At 55.6% G+C, this 16,007-nt stretch carries 24 protein-coding genes; all 24 read left to right on the top strand.

Going from position 1 to position 16,007, the window contains the following annotated elements; genetic code table 11:
• The 24 genes from H8Z83_RS15745 (at nucleotide 1) to H8Z83_RS15635 (ending at nucleotide 15,965) form a co-directional block, all read left to right on the top strand.
• The gene (locus H8Z83_RS15745; RefSeq protein WP_187015945.1) at nucleotides 1-1,836 is read left to right on the top strand and encodes a DUF927 domain-containing protein; all 1,836 of its coding nucleotides are present in this window, start codon (nucleotides 1-3) and stop codon (nucleotides 1,834-1,836) included.
• Nucleotides 1,837-2,139: 303 nt separating this feature from the next.
• Entirely contained in the window at nucleotides 2,140-3,660 is a 1,521-nt protein-coding gene (locus H8Z83_RS15740) for a DEAD/DEAH box helicase (RefSeq protein WP_187015944.1), read from the top strand.
• The gene (locus tag H8Z83_RS15735) at nucleotides 3,657-3,806 is read left to right on the top strand and encodes a hypothetical protein (RefSeq protein WP_187015943.1); all 150 of its coding nucleotides are present in this window, start codon (nucleotides 3,657-3,659) and stop codon (nucleotides 3,804-3,806) included. Before H8Z83_RS15740 ends, H8Z83_RS15735 begins: the two co-directional genes overlap by 4 nt.
• Nucleotides 3,796-4,155, top strand: coding sequence for a VRR-NUC domain-containing protein (locus H8Z83_RS15730; RefSeq protein WP_187015942.1), 360 nt, complete (start codon nucleotides 3,796-3,798; stop codon nucleotides 4,153-4,155). The genes H8Z83_RS15735 and H8Z83_RS15730 overlap by 11 nt, the downstream gene beginning before the upstream one ends.
• Nucleotides 4,137-4,526, top strand: a complete 390-nt coding sequence (locus H8Z83_RS15725; RefSeq protein WP_187015941.1) for a hypothetical protein — start codon at nucleotides 4,137-4,139, stop codon at nucleotides 4,524-4,526. Before H8Z83_RS15730 ends, H8Z83_RS15725 begins: the two co-directional genes overlap by 19 nt.
• Nucleotides 4,519-5,562: a hypothetical protein gene (locus tag H8Z83_RS15720; protein ID WP_243185054.1), complete on the top strand. Its 1,044-nt coding sequence runs from the start codon at nucleotides 4,519-4,521 to the stop codon at nucleotides 5,560-5,562. Before H8Z83_RS15725 ends, H8Z83_RS15720 begins: the two co-directional genes overlap by 8 nt.
• Nucleotides 5,563-5,568: 6 nt before the next feature.
• Nucleotides 5,569-5,826, top strand: a complete 258-nt coding sequence (locus H8Z83_RS19700) for a hypothetical protein (protein WP_243185052.1) — start codon at nucleotides 5,569-5,571, stop codon at nucleotides 5,824-5,826.
• A gap of 36 nt (nucleotides 5,827-5,862) precedes the next feature.
• Entirely contained in the window at nucleotides 5,863-6,069 is a 207-nt protein-coding gene (locus H8Z83_RS15715) for a hypothetical protein (protein ID WP_187015940.1), read from the top strand.
• Nucleotides 6,070-6,079: 10 nt separating this feature from the next.
• Nucleotides 6,080-6,622, top strand: coding sequence for a hypothetical protein (locus H8Z83_RS15710; protein ID WP_187015939.1), 543 nt, complete (start codon nucleotides 6,080-6,082; stop codon nucleotides 6,620-6,622).
• Nucleotides 6,609-6,986 (top strand): hypothetical protein, encoded by a 378-nt coding sequence (locus tag H8Z83_RS15705; protein ID WP_187015938.1) that lies wholly within the window; start codon nucleotides 6,609-6,611, stop codon nucleotides 6,984-6,986. The genes H8Z83_RS15710 and H8Z83_RS15705 overlap by 14 nt, the downstream gene beginning before the upstream one ends.
• Nucleotides 6,979-7,323, top strand: coding sequence for a hypothetical protein (locus H8Z83_RS15700; protein WP_187015937.1), 345 nt, complete (start codon nucleotides 6,979-6,981; stop codon nucleotides 7,321-7,323). The genes H8Z83_RS15705 and H8Z83_RS15700 overlap by 8 nt, the downstream gene beginning before the upstream one ends.
• A gap of 10 nt (nucleotides 7,324-7,333) precedes the next feature.
• The gene (locus H8Z83_RS15695; protein ID WP_187015936.1) at nucleotides 7,334-7,633 is read left to right on the top strand and encodes a DUF6378 domain-containing protein; all 300 of its coding nucleotides are present in this window, start codon (nucleotides 7,334-7,336) and stop codon (nucleotides 7,631-7,633) included.
• A gap of 138 nt (nucleotides 7,634-7,771) precedes the next feature.
• Nucleotides 7,772-7,984, top strand: coding sequence for a hypothetical protein (locus H8Z83_RS15690; RefSeq protein WP_187015935.1), 213 nt, complete (start codon nucleotides 7,772-7,774; stop codon nucleotides 7,982-7,984).
• Nucleotides 7,985-8,381: 397 nt separating this feature from the next.
• A complete protein-coding gene (locus tag H8Z83_RS15685; RefSeq protein WP_187015934.1) occupies nucleotides 8,382-8,660 on the top strand; it encodes a hypothetical protein in 279 nt (92 codons plus the stop codon).
• Nucleotides 8,650-8,862 (top strand): hypothetical protein, encoded by a 213-nt coding sequence (locus H8Z83_RS15680; RefSeq protein ID WP_187015933.1) that lies wholly within the window; start codon nucleotides 8,650-8,652, stop codon nucleotides 8,860-8,862. The genes H8Z83_RS15685 and H8Z83_RS15680 overlap by 11 nt, the downstream gene beginning before the upstream one ends.
• Nucleotides 8,843-9,055 (top strand): hypothetical protein, encoded by a 213-nt coding sequence (locus tag H8Z83_RS15675; RefSeq protein WP_187015932.1) that lies wholly within the window; start codon nucleotides 8,843-8,845, stop codon nucleotides 9,053-9,055. The genes H8Z83_RS15680 and H8Z83_RS15675 overlap by 20 nt, the downstream gene beginning before the upstream one ends.
• A gap of 9 nt (nucleotides 9,056-9,064) precedes the next feature.
• Entirely contained in the window at nucleotides 9,065-9,322 is a 258-nt protein-coding gene (locus H8Z83_RS20240) for a sigma factor-like helix-turn-helix DNA-binding protein (protein ID WP_187015931.1), read from the top strand.
• A 162-nt stretch (nucleotides 9,323-9,484) separates the two neighbouring features.
• On the top strand, nucleotides 9,485-9,718 hold the full coding sequence (locus H8Z83_RS15665) for a hypothetical protein (RefSeq protein WP_187015930.1): 234 nt from the start codon (nucleotides 9,485-9,487) through the stop codon (nucleotides 9,716-9,718).
• A complete protein-coding gene (locus H8Z83_RS15660; protein WP_187015929.1) occupies nucleotides 9,708-10,838 on the top strand; it encodes a hypothetical protein in 1,131 nt (376 codons plus the stop codon). Before H8Z83_RS15665 ends, H8Z83_RS15660 begins: the two co-directional genes overlap by 11 nt.
• A gap of 212 nt (nucleotides 10,839-11,050) precedes the next feature.
• Entirely contained in the window at nucleotides 11,051-11,401 is a 351-nt protein-coding gene (locus H8Z83_RS15655; protein WP_187015928.1) for a hypothetical protein, read from the top strand.
• Nucleotides 11,376-12,626, top strand: coding sequence for a PBSX family phage terminase large subunit (locus H8Z83_RS15650; protein WP_366464439.1), 1,251 nt, complete (start codon nucleotides 11,376-11,378; stop codon nucleotides 12,624-12,626). Before H8Z83_RS15655 ends, H8Z83_RS15650 begins: the two co-directional genes overlap by 26 nt.
• Nucleotides 12,623-12,832 carry a hypothetical protein gene (locus tag H8Z83_RS15645; protein WP_187015926.1) on the top strand — a complete coding sequence of 70 codons (210 nt, stop codon included), beginning with the start codon at nucleotides 12,623-12,625 and terminating at the stop codon, nucleotides 12,830-12,832. Before H8Z83_RS15650 ends, H8Z83_RS15645 begins: the two co-directional genes overlap by 4 nt.
• The gene (locus H8Z83_RS15640; RefSeq protein ID WP_187015925.1) at nucleotides 12,829-14,217 is read left to right on the top strand and encodes a phage portal protein; all 1,389 of its coding nucleotides are present in this window, start codon (nucleotides 12,829-12,831) and stop codon (nucleotides 14,215-14,217) included. The genes H8Z83_RS15645 and H8Z83_RS15640 overlap by 4 nt, the downstream gene beginning before the upstream one ends.
• On the top strand, nucleotides 14,217-15,965 hold the full coding sequence (locus H8Z83_RS15635; RefSeq protein ID WP_187015924.1) for a phage minor capsid protein: 1,749 nt from the start codon (nucleotides 14,217-14,219) through the stop codon (nucleotides 15,963-15,965). The genes H8Z83_RS15640 and H8Z83_RS15635 overlap by 1 nt, the downstream gene beginning before the upstream one ends.
• Nucleotides 15,966-16,007: the final 42 nt, after the last annotated feature.

The following is a 16,007-nucleotide window of genomic DNA, read 5'->3' as shown; positions in this document are numbered from 1 at the left end:
ATGAGTGAAGAATGGAGCTTCGAAAAAGATGATTTTTTAACCACAACGCCGTATGAGGCGCTGTATGCGTATCACAAGGAGCCTTTCACTCATGCGGCCAAGATGGAGGAACTGGCGGCATATTCCGTTTCCAAGGGATTTAAAGGCTTCAAGACCATGTACAAGAAATACGTGGAAAGTCTGAAGGCCCAGAGCGGCACCATTTATATCGATAACGTTACCAACTTCACGAACCAGCCGCTGGAGCTCAATGCCGGCGACTGGGAGGCAGATGACAGCGGCATTTTTAAGAAGAACGGCTATAACGATGAGGTTGCCTGTCCGCATCCGATCATGCCGGTGGAACGGTTGGTGAATATTGACACGGGTGAAGAAAAGCTTCAGCTGGCATTCCGGAAGGGTACCATATGGAGAAAGATCATCGTCAGCAAGACGGTGCTGGCCAGTTCCAATAAGGTCACGGAGCTGGCTGGCTCCGGCATTGCGGTGACCAGCCAGAACGCCAGGGCCTTTATTCAGTACATCTCCGACATGGAAAACATGAATTATTATCTGATTCCGGAGAAAAAGAGCATCGGACGCTTCGGCTACATACCGGACGAGGGCTTTTCTCCCTTTGTTGACGGCCTGATTTTTGACGGTGACGTCAATTTCAAGGCGATGTTCCAGACGGTCCGGAGCCGGGGCTCTGAAACAAAATGGCTGGAAACGGCGGCGGAGGTTCGGGAGATGTCCACAACGGCAAAGATCATCCTGGCGGCTTCCTTCGCCTCGGTACTGCTGGAGCCGTTGAACTGTCTCCCATTCTTCGTCCATTTATGGGGTGTTGATTCAGGCACCGGCAAGACGGTGGCTCTGATGGTGGCCGCCAGCGTATGGGGAGACCCTGCTGTAGGCGCTTATGTCAAGACCTTTGACGGTACCGTGGTCGGCATGGAGAAGACAGCCGCGTTTCTGAACAATCTGCCATTCTGTCTGGATGAGCTTCAGCTCGCTAAGGACAGCAAAGGCCGTACTACATTCGATGTTTATAAGCTGGCACAGGGCGTTGGCCGAACCCGTGGCAACCGCTCCGGTGGCGTGGATCTGACGCCAACATGGAGGAACTGCATCCTGACTACGGGTGAATCTCCCTTGACGGGCACGGCCAGCGGTGCCGGCGCAGTAAACCGTGTTATCGATATTGAATGCAAGTCTGCCCAAGCGGTTATTAAGGACGGTATGCGGATTTCCGGTGCAGTGAAGCGGAATTACGGTTTTGCCGGAAGAAAATTTGTGGAGCGTCTTTATCAGCCAGGCGTAATAGATCAGGTATCAGAACGGTACCGGGAACTGTTTCGGATCCTCAGCGACCGTGACACCACGGAGAAACAGGCCATGGCCGCTGCCGCAATCATCCTGGCGGACGAGCTGGCCTGTCAGTGGATATTCTCCGGCCAGCAGCCGTTGACGATTGAGCAGGTATCGGAGTTCCTGGCATCCAAAGCGGCGGTATCTGCCGGTGACAGGGGTTATAAGTACCTGTGCGACTGGGTTACGCAGAATTCCAATAAACTGTGCGGCCGCTCGGAGAACCCCAATATAGAGGTCTTGGGCGCATTGGAAGATGGGCGGGCATATATCATTCGCTCTGTCTTTGAACGCATCCTGCAGGACGCAGGATACTCGACTGCGGCCATGATCTCCTATCTGAAGCAGGAGAATCTTATCGAAACGCGTGGACGGGCAAATACCAGAGGCAAGCGGATCAATGGCATCCCAACAGAATGTTTTTGCCTGCGGCTGCCCGCAGTTGATCTGGATGACGAGGAAGATCCGAATGACTTGCCGTTGTAGTGTGGAACTTGAGGAACATGTGTGGAACCAGTGTTCCACAGGCTGTAACCGTTGCGGCACAAGGACTACAACATCATTTTTATAGGGGTGTGGAACTGTGGAACAGAAAATACAGCATATATAAGAATGTGCGTGTGTGTACGTTTGTTCGAGTAATTTATATACACACATTTTCGTGGAAATTTTTGAAAAATTTGTTCCACGGTTCCACGGTTGACCTGTATCCGTTGTGGCACAAGGCTTTCAAGTGTGGAACACAAGTTCCACACTGTTCCACAGTTCCACGTTTTTTGGAGGAAAATTATGGAACTAAGGCCATATCAAGCCGAATGTATTGAAACCATCGAGGCGCAGCCGCCTGGTGCGTTCCTCGCCCAGATGGCAACAGGCCTCGGAAAAACAGTTACTTTTGCGAATATCCCCCGGCACGGGGAGAGAATGCTGATCCTGTCCCACCGTGAAGAACTGGTGGAGCAGCCGCGCAAATACTTCAACTGCTCCTATGGCATTGAACGTGCCCAGCAGCACAGCCACGGCGAGGAGGTTGTCAGTGCCAGCATTCAGACGTTGGCGCGCCGTCTGAGCGACTTCAATCCGGAGGCCTTCCGTCTCATTATCTGCGACGAGGCCCATCACGCAGCTGCCAGCACATACCGGAAGATCTTCGATTACTTCCGGCCGGAGAAGCTGATTGGTTTCACGGCCACCCCCAATCGAGGTGACAGGGTTCGTCTGGATACGGTTTTCAGCAAGATCATCTTCCAGAGAGATCTGCGCTGGGGAGTGAAGAACGGCTATCTCTGTGATATCCATTGCCGGCGGGTAGACATTGGGTTCGACATCACCGCAGTTCATACCCGCCAGGGCGATTACGCACCCGGCGAACTGGATCAGGCCATGGACGGCACCGCAGATGCCATTGCACAGGCTTACAGAGATATGGCTGTGGGCGCCACGCTGATCTTCGCTGTTAGTGTACATCAAGCTGAAGAAATTGCCAAGAGGATTCAGGGTGCTGTGGTGGTTACCGGCGAAACCAAGAACCGTTCCGCCATCATTGATGCTTTTACTGCCGGCGAGATTCCCTGCATCGTCAACTGCATGGTATTCACCGAGGGCACCGATATTCCTCGGGTGGAAACGGTCATCGTGGCGAGGCCGACGCAGTCAGAAAGCCTATATGCTCAGATGGTAGGGCGCGGCCTTCGGCTCTATCCGGGAAAGCAGCGTCTGGAGCTGATCGACTGCGTGGGCATTACCGGAAAGGCGTCCCTGTGTACGGCACCCTCCTTACTTGGTATCGACATGGATAATGTGCCGAAACGGAAAGAGAAGGATATCGAGGGAGATCTGTTTGAACTGCCGGAGAAGATTGAGGTAGCCTCCGATTCTCCGGAAAGCTGGGTGAAGAACATCCACCTGGTAGATCTGTGGGCACAGGAAATGAAGTATCAGACCCATGACGTTAACTGGTTCAAGATGCCGGACGGCTCACTGGTGTGTTCCCTGGCTAATAAGCAGCGTATGACAATCCCCTGCCCGGATGCTTTGGGCATGGTAAATCTACCCAACGGCTCCCGCTGCGGGATGCAGGAAGCGCTTGACCGGGCATACCTTACGCTGATCCGGGACCATCAAAATGACCGGATGCTATGGGATCTGCAGGCCGTGCGGAAATGGGGGAAGTCTCCCGCAACGGCGAAGCAGCTGGAAATCATCAAAAAGCGCTGCAAGGGCTTTGACATCGCCAATCTCAGCAAAGGTGACGCAAGCCAGATCCTGAACAGGCTTCTGAATGAGCCAAAGAAACGGAGGGGCGCATGAAGCTGTATGTATCAAAAGCGGAAGACCGCGATCAGGTCATCGTGATCCTCGCCCGGAATGGGTACACCGTCCGTCAGGGCAAGGAGAAGGACCCGCGGAGCAATAAGACCGTGACCTTCGTGGAGGTGATAGAGAATGGCAAGTGAGGCCCAGCATCAGGCAAATGTCATCAAGTGGAGCCAGCAGCCTTCTATCCGCCGGCAGTGGCCGGAACTGGCGTTGCTCCATCACATCCCCAATGGCGGTACCCGTGATGCTGTGGAGGCCAAGCACCTGAAGCAGCAGGGCGTGAAGTCCGGCGTGCCGGATCTCTGCCTACCGGTACCTCGGGGACGGTATCACGGGCTGTATATCGAGATGAAAACGGAGAGCGGACACACTTCCGATGAACAGGAGTGGTGGGGTGAACGCCTTCAGGCACAGGGCTATGTGTGGCGTGTCTGTCACGGCTGGCAGGCGGCGGTAGCAGTCCTGGAATGGTATTTGCAGTTATGAGCACAGGATTTACGTTTCCCTGGGAAAAGGCTGCCATGCACGGTGAGGAGCTGCCTGAAGGTTTATCCCTGCCGGATCAGATGGCCTACACCTGCCTGCGGAATATCTATTTTCTGTATTATAACAAGACAATCTCGCGGGATCAGGCGGCTGCCGAAAAGCAGCGTGTCCGGGTTCAATGGGAAAGGGCTGCCAGTGCTGTTGAATTTGAACGGAAACTCTCGGAACACCACGCAAGGGTTATCCGGGAAACAGAAGCGGCCAAGACTGCCTGCCGGAAAGATCCGACAGCGGAAAACGCCCTGCGGCTCTGTAACGCAATAGATGGACTGCCGTCGCCTGATATGGAAGGGATTTGCTGCCATGAGTGACTATCGCCGTTGGACAAGTGAAGAAGAGCAGTACATCCGTGACCACTGGAAAACACAGAGCGACGCGGAGATGGCTACGGCCCTGAAGCGGATGGAGGGCGCTGTGCGTGCCAAGCGCCGGGAACTGCGATGCTCCCCGCAGAAGACTTGGACGCCGGAAGAAGAACGGTATCTGGAAGACCATTGGGGCACGGTGTCCATCCCCGGCATCGCCAAGACGCTGGAGCGGACAGTATCGGCGATCAAGGTTCGGGCTGAAAGACTGGGTCTTGGCGGGGTGCTGGATTCTGGCGACTATGTGACCTTCAACCAGCTGATGCTTACGCTTACGGACAATTCCCAGTCATACAGCTACCAAATGGAGAGCTGGGTCCGCCGAAGAGGTTTCCCGATCCATACCAAACGTGTTGATAAATGCGTATGGCGGGTGGTTTACCTGGATGAGTTCTGGAAGTGGGCGGAGCAGCACAGGAGCTTCATCGACTTCTCCAAACTGGAGCCGCTGGCACTGGGCAAAGAGCCGGACTGGGTGCCGGAGCAGCGCAAAAAGGACTTTCAGGCGTTCGCCCTGCAAAGGAAAGATCCTTGGACGCCGGACGAGGACAGCCGACTGAAAATGCTGTTGAAGCAGCACAAGTACGGGTATGTGGAATTGTCTGAAATCCTACGCCGCTCAGAAGGAGCCATTGTCCGCCGGTGCAACGATCTTGGACTGAAGGAGCGTCCAGTCCGCGCGGACAATCATGGAAAGGCGAGCGTGTGGACAGACGCTGACTATCAGGCGTTGGCGGATGGCATCCGGCATGGCGACAGCTACCCCGTGATCGGCAAGGCGGTCGGCAGGTCAGAGAAGGCCGTCCGTGGCAAAGTTTACTTCACGTATCTCACCGAAGATGCTGACAAGATCCGCACCATGCTGAAGGACGGGCCGTGGGGCTTCGGCGCGCCGGAGCCGACCGTGCGGCAGGGCTTCAATCTCTCACGGACACGGACAGAGGTGCGGAAGAATCTCTCAGTTCTGGATGCGCTGCTGTGAAAGCGGATGAATGACCTCGGCTATGACCCGTACTGGCAGCGTTTCATGTGTCAGAACTGGGACGATGTCGGTGGATGCGCCGCAGGGTGTACGGACTGTGACAGCTGCACGGAGTTCCGGCGGATCAAGCCGCAGTACTGCCGTATGTGCGGCGGGGAGTTTCTGGAGCGGAAGGAACAGATCTTCTGCCCGAAATGTCGGGCCATGCGGAAGAAGCAGGCCCAGAGAAAATATGCTGTGCTCCGCGCAAGGGGCAGGTACTGACCATTTATCCTTATTCACCACGAAAGGAGACACAAGATGGCAAAATGTAAAATCTGCGGAAAAACCGTAGTGACAGCCCACGTATTCCACCGTGAATGCTGGCAGGATGAGGTAGAAAAGCTCGCACAGGTATTCTGCGATGACTATTGCCGCTGGCCGCGCGAGTGCCCCAACCAGGACGAGTTGGAGGATAAGCATTGCGACAGCTGCGATCTGATCCGTGTCCTGAATCTCGGATTGTGAGGTGCAGCCCATGAAGATAGAAGAATTGATTAAGGCTCTGCGTGGGCTGAAGGTGGAGACCGGAAGTCTGGCCTGCATGGGCTGCGGATATGAACACAACTGCGGCGTGTCCGGATGCGCAATTATCAACGAGGCTGTGGCACGGATTACAATGTTGGATGAGTCTTTCGGCGAAGGAAGCGTTCTGAAAATGGCCGCAGCTGTACTGGAAACCACGCCCGAAGAACTCCTGCAGAGCACACGATTCCAGGCCGGCGATACGGTGTGGGTGCTTATGCGGGATGAAGATGATGTGCCTTGTGATATTGGCGGCTATATGTTCCTTGCGTTCGCTGGAACTGCTGTAATAGTCACGGCATTCATTGGCGATCATGATGACCTGGATGGAACGCTTGCCTACCATATCGAGGAGACGGCCGTTAATTTTGACTCTGATCTATCGGTATTTCCAATCCCTGACTGTTATGCGGCCCGTGAAGATGCCCAGGCCGCACTTGATGCGGTGGCGTCCCGTGAGTCCCAGATGAAGGAGGAAACCAATGCCGAAACCTAATACTTACGTTCAGCTGCTGCAGGCCCAGAAAGCTATCCAGCAGCTTCAGCATGACAATCATGTGATCAAGGGCTTCACGGTGCAGCAGTGCTTGGATGTAGCCTTGATCGCACTGCACAACGAGTTTCACTTCGGCCCCAAAATGACCGCTCGTTTTGAATCTGCGTTCCTGGATACCTTCATGGCTTACGCGCAGATGTGCGTTGATGATGCCGTCGACGATCCGGAAATCGTCTACACCAAGGAGAAGATGGATCGGGCACTGCGAGCGGCCTGCGGCGAGAACATCCGCCCGTTTGAGGAGCGCTACGCCATTGAGAACCTCTACTTCCGGGAAAAGCTGAAGGAGAAAAGTCATGAGTAAGCAATCTGGATTTCTCGCCAAGCAGGCTGCGATCCAGCAAAAAATGATCGACGATGCCCAGCGGGTCACCTGTGAGCTGATGGCGGAGACCCTGCAAATTACGTTGCACGAGGAATTTGGCTGGGGCTATGACCGACTCGTAAAATTAGATCTCCTGTGGCGTGAAAATTACAAACATTTTCTGGGTGCCATGAATCACAAAAATCCGGACGCCGATGTGCTGCAGGTACATTTGGACCGGCGGCTGGCTGATGTGTACAAAAACCGCCAGCCCATGGATCCGTTTGAGCGGCGCTATCCGGAAATCAAACCGGTCACCTACAACCGGAAGAAATAGGAGCTAAGCTATGAATCGAGAGGAAATTTTGAAGTGCGCGAAGATCTGCGTCTGTGGTGACCGCGAGCAGGATTACGGAAGCCCGGAGAACAATTTCGAATTGATTGGAGAACTCTGGGCCAGTTATCTGCGGAAGAAATGCATTGCTCCTGATGCAGATTGCTGCATCCTGCCAACGGACGTGGCCGCCATGATGGGCCTGTTCAAAATCGCGCGGATCGCCACCGGCCATGGCAAGGCGGACAACTGGGTGGATCTTGCAGGGTACGCTGCATGTGGCGGAGAATTGGAAGGCGGCGGAGACAAATGAGAGATCAAGAACTCGTAAATGCGCTGCGCCGGTTGAAAGTCGAGATTGGGAGCCTCGCCTGCCTGGGGTGCGGGCATGAGCACAACTGGATGCCATTGCCGGAGGGGGAAGCCATTGAGGGAGCGAAGGAGATACACCATGAGACGTGAAACGTATCAACGCGGCGTACCGGGTGCCAAGTGGGGCATCTGGAACTGCTCCCAGAAGGAATTTCAGTTTGACATCTGCGAAGATACCCCTATGCTGGCCGTGGCACGGCTTTATCAGAAAATTGGCGATGACGCCAAAAAGTGGCGCTTTGAGCCGAGGCAGCTTCCGGGCAAATATATCGCATTTTCGTCCGGTTCTTGATATCGGATTTTGCACCGGTTTTGACGCTTAAAAATCTGATATGCTGAAAAAGACGAGAACCTTTGAAAGGACAGCGTTTTTAGGTTGATATGGCCGCAGTTTTTCACCTTAGCTATAAAGCCCTACGGTAAAAAATGTTCCGGCTTCTGCTGAATCTGCAACTTTTTTAGGGTGAAGACACCCAACAGATGACCATGAATTTTAGACATGGATCTGCTGATGATATCGCATCTGTTGTCTGTTGGGTCTTCCCATTGCCGCACAAGGCTTTCAGCTGTCAGACCCGGCGCACGGTCTGTCTACTATGTATACCCAACAGACGAGCGCCGAAATGGTGCCTTTCGCCGGTCACGGCGGAAGCACTATTTCGGCGCGGAAACGAACGAGGAGGCAATCGATGGAAATGGCTGAATACATTGAGCGCAGTGCGGCGATTAAGGCCGCAAAGCACGCGTGGGCAAAAGGGCTTGAGCCGTCGCAGTATATTGAGGCCCTGCCCGCCGCCGACGTGGCCCCGGTGGTGTATGGGCGGTGGGGCACTTACCGGTTCAATCTGGAAACGGGAAACTATGAGAAGCAGTGCACCCGCTGCCGGAATTTCTCGCAAGAATACGGCAAACCTTACTGCCCTAATTGCGGAGCAAAGATGGACGGAGGGGACAAGGATGATCGGTAAGGTACTGGGATGGATCGTGGATGCGGCCCTGATCCTGATGAACATAATATGGGCCGTCCGGTATGCGGATGAGGGTAACACAGCCAAGACGGTGCTGTTCTGCACCTATCTGGTGGTGCTGATCCTACTCATCAAACTGAACCAGATCGAACGGATCCTGGAGGAACGGAGGGACGGCGGGGATGGCTCAACCTCCATGTAAGGGCTGCCCGGATCGTCAGGCGGGCTGCCACGATCCGGCAGTCTGCTCCAAGTGGGCGGAATATCAGGCTGCTGCCAAAGCCGCGGAGCAGAGCAACCTCCCATCGCAGCAGGAGAAAGAAGATATGAGGGGCTATATCACAGCCCATCGGACGCGGTATCTGCGTAGGATGGCAAATAAGCGCCGGAGGTGAGGGAATCGGATGGTGAACAAAGCATATCTCAAGGCAGACTACGAAGTTACGAAGAACTTAGTGGACTTGACCAAACGGCAGAGGGAGCTCCTTGAGGCATGGTTATACACACGCCAGACTATGGGGCAGATTGCGCTCCGATATGGCATCAACCGCTCAACAGTCTCCCGCACCATCAACCGGGCAGACGAGAAAATCGCCGAGACGGCTTACTGGATCCGTCGCCAGCACACACGGACATTCTCGAAATCAGACTGCCAAAACTGACCCCATACCAGACACTCAGACGGTGGGACTATGCCAAACTACTACCTAAATCTGTGGCCTCTGGATGGGGACAGTCAAAACAGTCAAAATCACTACCAATTTCTGTTCCGGTTTCAAAACAACTTTTGGTAGTAGTTTTAGGCATATGAGGAGGTGTATTTTTTGAGCACAATGGCAGAGATGGCCCAGGAATATCGGATGGCAGCCGTAAAAATCAAGCTGAAGATCAAGCAGCTGAAGGAAGAAGGCGCGCCGCCGAATGAGATCCAGGCGTATCAAGTTGTCCTTGCCCAGCTTCGGGATACGTCCCGGCTGCTGTCGGGCTACTACGATGTCCCACGCTTCTCCGAAAACGCAGCGGTGGGGTGGAAGGCGGGAAAGATAAATGACCGTTGATGAACTGAAGGCCCGCCGGAAGGAACTGCTTGCTCAGAAGAAAGAACTCTGCGACGGGGGCAGCGAGGCGCTGTTTATGGTGGAGGAGGAGCTGATGGACGTCAACGCCCATCTGCGGGCCTTGACCCCAGGTCAACGCATCGGCTCCAAGGGCGGGCGTGTACAGGTTGGTCTCGCTACGGATCACCAGCAGTTTACGGACTGGGCGCAGGAGGATCAGGCGGGCACGGATGAGGGGGTTGATTACCGGGCGGCCATGGTGGAGGCTTTGGCGGAAAGCAAAGACCTGATGACAGAGACGCAGTGGCGGGTATTTGAACTGTGGGCTACCGGGATGGCAGTTAACCAGATCGCAGTGAAACTTGGACTGAACCGAGGTTCAGTTTCGAGGACTCTTGGAAGGGCACGGGCGCGTGTCCAAGAGTCCGCCTCGTTTCGAATGGCTGCGGCCCGATCGCAGCTTCCGGTCCGCCCAGTGATGGAAATAGACCTAGGCGATAAAGAGATTTTCAAGGCTGTTCTTCCAAGCCTGACCGAGGTGCAAATCGTCTATCTGTACCTGTACTACGGTGAATTTTTGTCTTGCCCAGAGATCGCGCTGCTAATCAATCGTAATATATCTACGGTAAGCAGGACACTGCACCGGGCCATAAAGAGCATTGCGGACTCTTTTGACGCGGTGCGGGTCTATATAACCGGCATGTACGCCCTCGGGGATATCGCCTATCGGTTTTATGTTGGCAACAATGATTTGGACGAGCTGCCAATTGAACCGACGCCTAAGCAGCCGTGCTGGGGGCAGGAAACGCTGAAGCAACAGTTTCATGTGACCCCGCAGATCCTTCAACACCCGAATCCGCCGCCACCTGCTCCGACACCGCCACCTACGCCGACAGAAGAACCAAGATTGGATTGGACTCCGAATCCGCACAAGCTGAAGGAACCTGTGAATACATCCTTGTCGCGGATCGAGACTGTAAAAGACGGCCCTCGCTTTGGGAAACTGCTAAGCGCCTTGCTGGAGCGCAGGCGGGTCTGCGGGGCGAAGAAAGAGATTATATTCGACTGGCTGTGCCGGATCTTCGGGTCATTTGTGGGGTGGCTCGGCAAAAAGCGTTAAAAAAGCATTGCATATGCAACACTTTTTTGCTTGCGTGCATAGACAACAATCGAATAACGCACTATGGTCTAATCAGGGGACGGCATCGCATCTCCTTATGATCGTCGCCCGGCACCGAGGCGGCCATAGTATCGGGCTCCTACAAGGCACGCTGGGTTTGGGTGATAGCCCAGCGTGCCGCTTTTTGTTTTTGGACTGAGAGAGGTGGTGACGTGCCAAATGAAAAGAACCTTATCCCGTTCAACCAGCGAACCGAGAGTGAAGCGAGGGAATACGGGCGTGCTGGCGGTATTGCTTCCGGCGCGTCGCGTCGACGTAAGCGCAGCCTGAAAGAGGCTGCTGATATCTACCTGTCACTGCCGGTGTCTGACAAGCGGAAGTGGAATAAAATAGCCCGCCGAGGGGTCGATCCGGAAGATGTAGATAACCAGATGGCTATGATCATCGGACTGACGGAAGCGGCCACCATGGGCGACGCTAAGGCCGCGAAGGTGGTCATTGACCTGCTGGGTGAGGTCGCCGGCGAGGAGGATGGAGGTGTGCAGATCATTGACGACCTGTAAACTCTCTGACGTGATCTCCCCGGCGTTCGCGGAATCACACCGGGCTGTAAAGTCCGGCAAGATCAACGAGCTGGTCGAGAAAGGCGGGCGCGGAAGCTGTAAGTCTTCCTTCGTTTCAGTTGAAATCGTTCTGCTGCTCCTAAAGAATCCGCTGATCCATGCCTGTGTGTTCCGTAAATACGGCAATACGCTGCGGACGACCGTCTATACGCAGATCGTGTGGGCCATCACCCAGCTGGGCCTAACGCGGAAGTTCCGCTGCACGGTGAGCCCGATGGAATGCACATATCTCCCCACCGGACAGAAAATCATGTTTTTCGGTCTGGACGATCCCGGCAAGGTAAAGTCTATCAAAGTGCCCTTCGGCTACATTGGCATCGATTGGTTCGAGGAATTGGACCAGTTTGACGGCCCGGAGCAGATCCGTAATGTGGAGCAGTCTACATTACGCGGCGGCTCCTTCAGCTTTACCTTCAAGAGCTTTAACCCGCCGGCGATGGCGCGTAACTGGGCCAATCGTTACGTGCTGGAGAAGAAGCCCGGACAGATGGTCCATCACAGCACCTATCTGACCGCCCCGCCGGAATGGCTCGGCCCGCGTTTCATTGCCGACGCCGAGCACCTGAAGAACACAAATCCTACCGGGTACCGGCATGAGTATCTGGGTGAAGTGGTCGGCTCCGGTACACAGGTCTTTGAAAATCTACAGCTCCGGGCGATTACAGACGCCGAGATCGGGCAGTTCGACCGGGTCACAAACGGCGTGGACTGGGGCTGGTATCCTGACCCCTGGGCATGGAACCGGATGCACTATGACGCCGCCCGACGCACGCTCTACCTGTTTGACGAGCTGACCCGCAACCGTACCAGCAATGCAGACACTGCGGCGCTGGTTAAGGGCCGGGTCCCTGCCGGGGAGCTGCTGATCGCGGATAGTGCTGAGGAGAAATCCGTCAGCGATTACCGCAGCTACGGCCTGAACTGCCGGGCATCTGAGAAGGGACCGGGCAGCGTCGCCTACTCCATGAAGTGGCTGCAATCGCTGGCCGCTATCGTGATAGACCCGGGCAGGTGCCCAGATACCGCGCAAGAATTTTCTGAATACGAATACGAGCGCGATGGAAAGACGGGCGAGGTGCTGCAGGGCTATCCTGACGCGGCCAACCATCACATCGACGCTGTAAGATATGGCACAAACAAGATCTGGAAACGGAGGGGCCAGTGAGCAAACTGAAAAAGTGGCTGTATGAGCGGTTCCTTCCGGCATGGTGCAGAGATGATCTGATGCGTGCTAACGAACTGCTGAGCGAGAAGTGTAAAGCCCAGGCCAGAGAGATCGAGCGCCTGCAGGCATATATCGACGGGGTTCAGGCCGCGCAGCGCCGCCAGCCCCGGATCGTGATCAACTGTCGGGAGGTATCTAAGCCGTGAGTATTTTCTCCGCCCTGTTTGAGCAGGGAAAAGTTTATAACTTTGAGCAGGCTTTCGGCGTGAAGGACATTACAACCGACACGATGCAGGCGGCAATCAAGGACTGGGCGCAGCTGTACTATCAGACAGAGCCTACACAGGACGAAGACCCGTGCCAGCGCATCCCGGTGTCGGTGGTGGCCAAGCTTACCAAGACCACCTTCTCCGAATACAAGGCCGTGCCGACAAAGCAGGGGGCTGAGTATATCGACGCCCTTCTGCGTGAGCTGGACGCAGTCAAGGTCAAAGCTATGCAGCAGGCTCTTATCGGTGGCCAGTGCTTCCTGAAGCCGGTCTTTGGCCGGATGGGCGTGACGTTCGCCGTGGTGTCCCGTGGCAGCTATATCCCACTGGGCCGCAACGAACGCGATGAGATCACCGATATCGGCATGGCGGAGCGCACCGTGGAGGGCCGGAGCTACTACACGCTGCTTGAACGGCGCCGTGTGGATACAAAAGGCGATTTGACTATCGAAACCAAGCTGTACCGCTCCGAGACCGCGCAGATCCTTGGGTACGAAACGAGCCTCGGCGCCTTGGAAAAATACGCGGACTTGGTGCCGGAGTTGGTTCTTCCAGGTATCGGCTCCATCGGCCTGATCCCGGTACGGGCTCCGCAGGAGAACACGGTGGATGGCAGCCCGGACGCCGTCAGTGTCTATGCGCCGGCGGCTGGCTTGATCCATAACATCAACCGGAACGAAGCGCAGCTTAACCGGGAGTTTGAGAATGGTCGGAGCCGCATTGTGGCGTCAGCGGATCTGCTGAGGACAGGCTCTGACGGCAAGAAACGGCTGACGGATGACCTCTTTGTGGGCCTTGATGATGACCCGGACGCCGTCGGCATGACGATCTTCTCGCCGGCCTTGCGAGAGCAGTCCTTCTTGGCGAGAAAGACAGAGTACCTTCGCAATGCGGAGAGTTTGATCGGCCTGAAGCGCGGCCTGCTCTCCGAGGTGGAGGCCGCTGAACGTACCGCAACGGAGATCACCAGCAGTGCCGGAGACTATAACCTGACCATTATCGACTTCCAGCACATGTGGGAGACTGCGGCCAGAGAAGCGCTGCGCGTGTGCGGCGTCCTCGGGCGAATGTACAAGATCTACTCTGGCCCGGATATCGACCCTGCCAAGGATGTGGTCATCAGCTGGGGCAATGGGATTTTGTATGACGAGGATCAGACATGGTCTGACTATAAGGACATGGTGGCCCGTGGCCTCCTGAAGCCGGAGATCGCTGTCGGCTGGTATTTCGATATGCCGATCGAAACCGAGGCAGATCTGAAGAAGGTTCGGGAGAAGTATATGCCTGAGATCCAAGCGATGGAAGGGGCGGGGGATGAGTAATGCTGACGCCGGAGCAGATCGAGGGTTTCCGCCTCGCTGCGGGGCGTCTGATCGACCCGATCAACACCTACCTTCTGAAGAATATTGCCCGCCGCATACAGGATGCGGGAAAGCTCACCAGCACCGCCGCCTATGAAGCCTGGCGTGCTGAATGGCTGGGGAAGGACCGCAAGGAACTGGAGCGAGACCTCGCCCAGCTGCTCGGCGTGACCCGAGGGGAAGCGAGGAAACTCCTACGCACGGCGGCTCGATATGGGTATGATACGACGCTCAGCAGGTATCCGGGGCATCTCATACCGTTTGACGCGAATCCGGCGACCCAGCAGATCGTGTCTGCCGCTGTCGCCCTGGCTGGTGATGGGCTGAAGAACATCACACAGACCAAGGCCATCATGCTGATGGATCCATACGGCCAATATCAGACTTTACCGAAGGCGTATATGGCCTGCACAGACTACGCCTTTCAGCAGGTATTCACCGGCGCCGCCGATTACAACACCGCGATCCGGCGGGCCTGCTCCGGGATCGTAAAGCATGGTGTTTCTGTCGCATACGCTTCCGGGGTACACACCGGGCTGGAAGCGGCGGTTCGGCGCAATATCATGGGCGGCCTCGGCCTAATGACGGAGCAGATCAGCCAGCAGAACCACGACGCCCTCGGCTGTAACGGCTGGGAGATCTCCGCACACGCCAACAGCGCCCCGGATCATGAGCCGATACAGGGCCTACAGTACAGCGATGCCGCCTATGAGGCGCTCAATAACAGTCTGGTGCGCCGGATCGGCACGCTGAACTGCGGCCATGTTGCCAGCCCGATCATTCTTGGCGTGACCCGTCCGCAGTATACTGCCGCCGAATTGGAGCAGTTCCGGCAGGACAACGAAAAGGGCGTCACTTTCGAGGGCCGGCATTATACCGGCTATGAGGCTACGCAGATGCAGCGCCGCATGGAGCGCGCCATACGGGCGCAGAAACGCCGTGTGCTGCTGGCTGGGCCGGAGGACGCAGCGCCGCGAAAGAGCCGCCTGGTGCTCCTGCAGCAGGAATATCGCAGCTTTTCCGATGGCGTTGGTCTCCGCACAGAGGACGAGCGGTTGGAGGTGTCCGGCTTTGGCCCGAAGCAGATGAAGCAGCTGCTGTTGGAAAAACCGGCAAGCTCCACGGTGTTGACGCCGGAAGTGATTAAGCCGCCCGAGCCGCCTGAACTGCCTGATCCTCCCAAATCTCCTGCACCTCCGGAGCTGCCCAAGCCTGAACGATTTACCGATATTACGGGCAACTGGTATCCGGATGCCAAGCCAAACAGTCACCCGGTGTTAGAACTGCAGGAGTACACATTCAACGGAGTAACCTATAAAGTTGATGGTCATAATGTGGTCCTGGATCACGATGCCCATGAAAAAGAAATCGCCGAGCTTCTTGAGCGAGAAGTCGGCGGAGAACTATATCTGGTTCCCAGGGTCAATGAGCCTCAGGGCGTACCCACGCCAGATTTTCTGTTCCACGGCGCGCGATACGATCTCAAGACGCTGCGTGGCAATAGCAAGAACACGATTTACAATGCTGTCGCCAAGCAGGCTGACCAAGCGGATAATTTCATTCTCGATGTTACGGATTGCCCGTTGAGTGAAGAAGATATTTACAAACAGGCAGAGGCGCTCTTCCGCTCTACGCACACAAAATTCATTGATACCGTGGTTCTTGTCAGGAATATGAAGATCATTCGGGTTCTACAGAGAAATAAATAAAGCCGACCGCAGCCCAGCCGCCAAAGGCGGGTTTCGGGGGCC

It is taken from the genome of Dysosmobacter segnis (assembly GCF_014297285.1).
Taxonomy (GTDB): domain Bacteria; phylum Bacillota; class Clostridia; order Oscillospirales; family Oscillospiraceae; genus Oscillibacter; species Oscillibacter segnis.
This window is presented reverse-complemented; position numbering and strand designations above follow the sequence as displayed.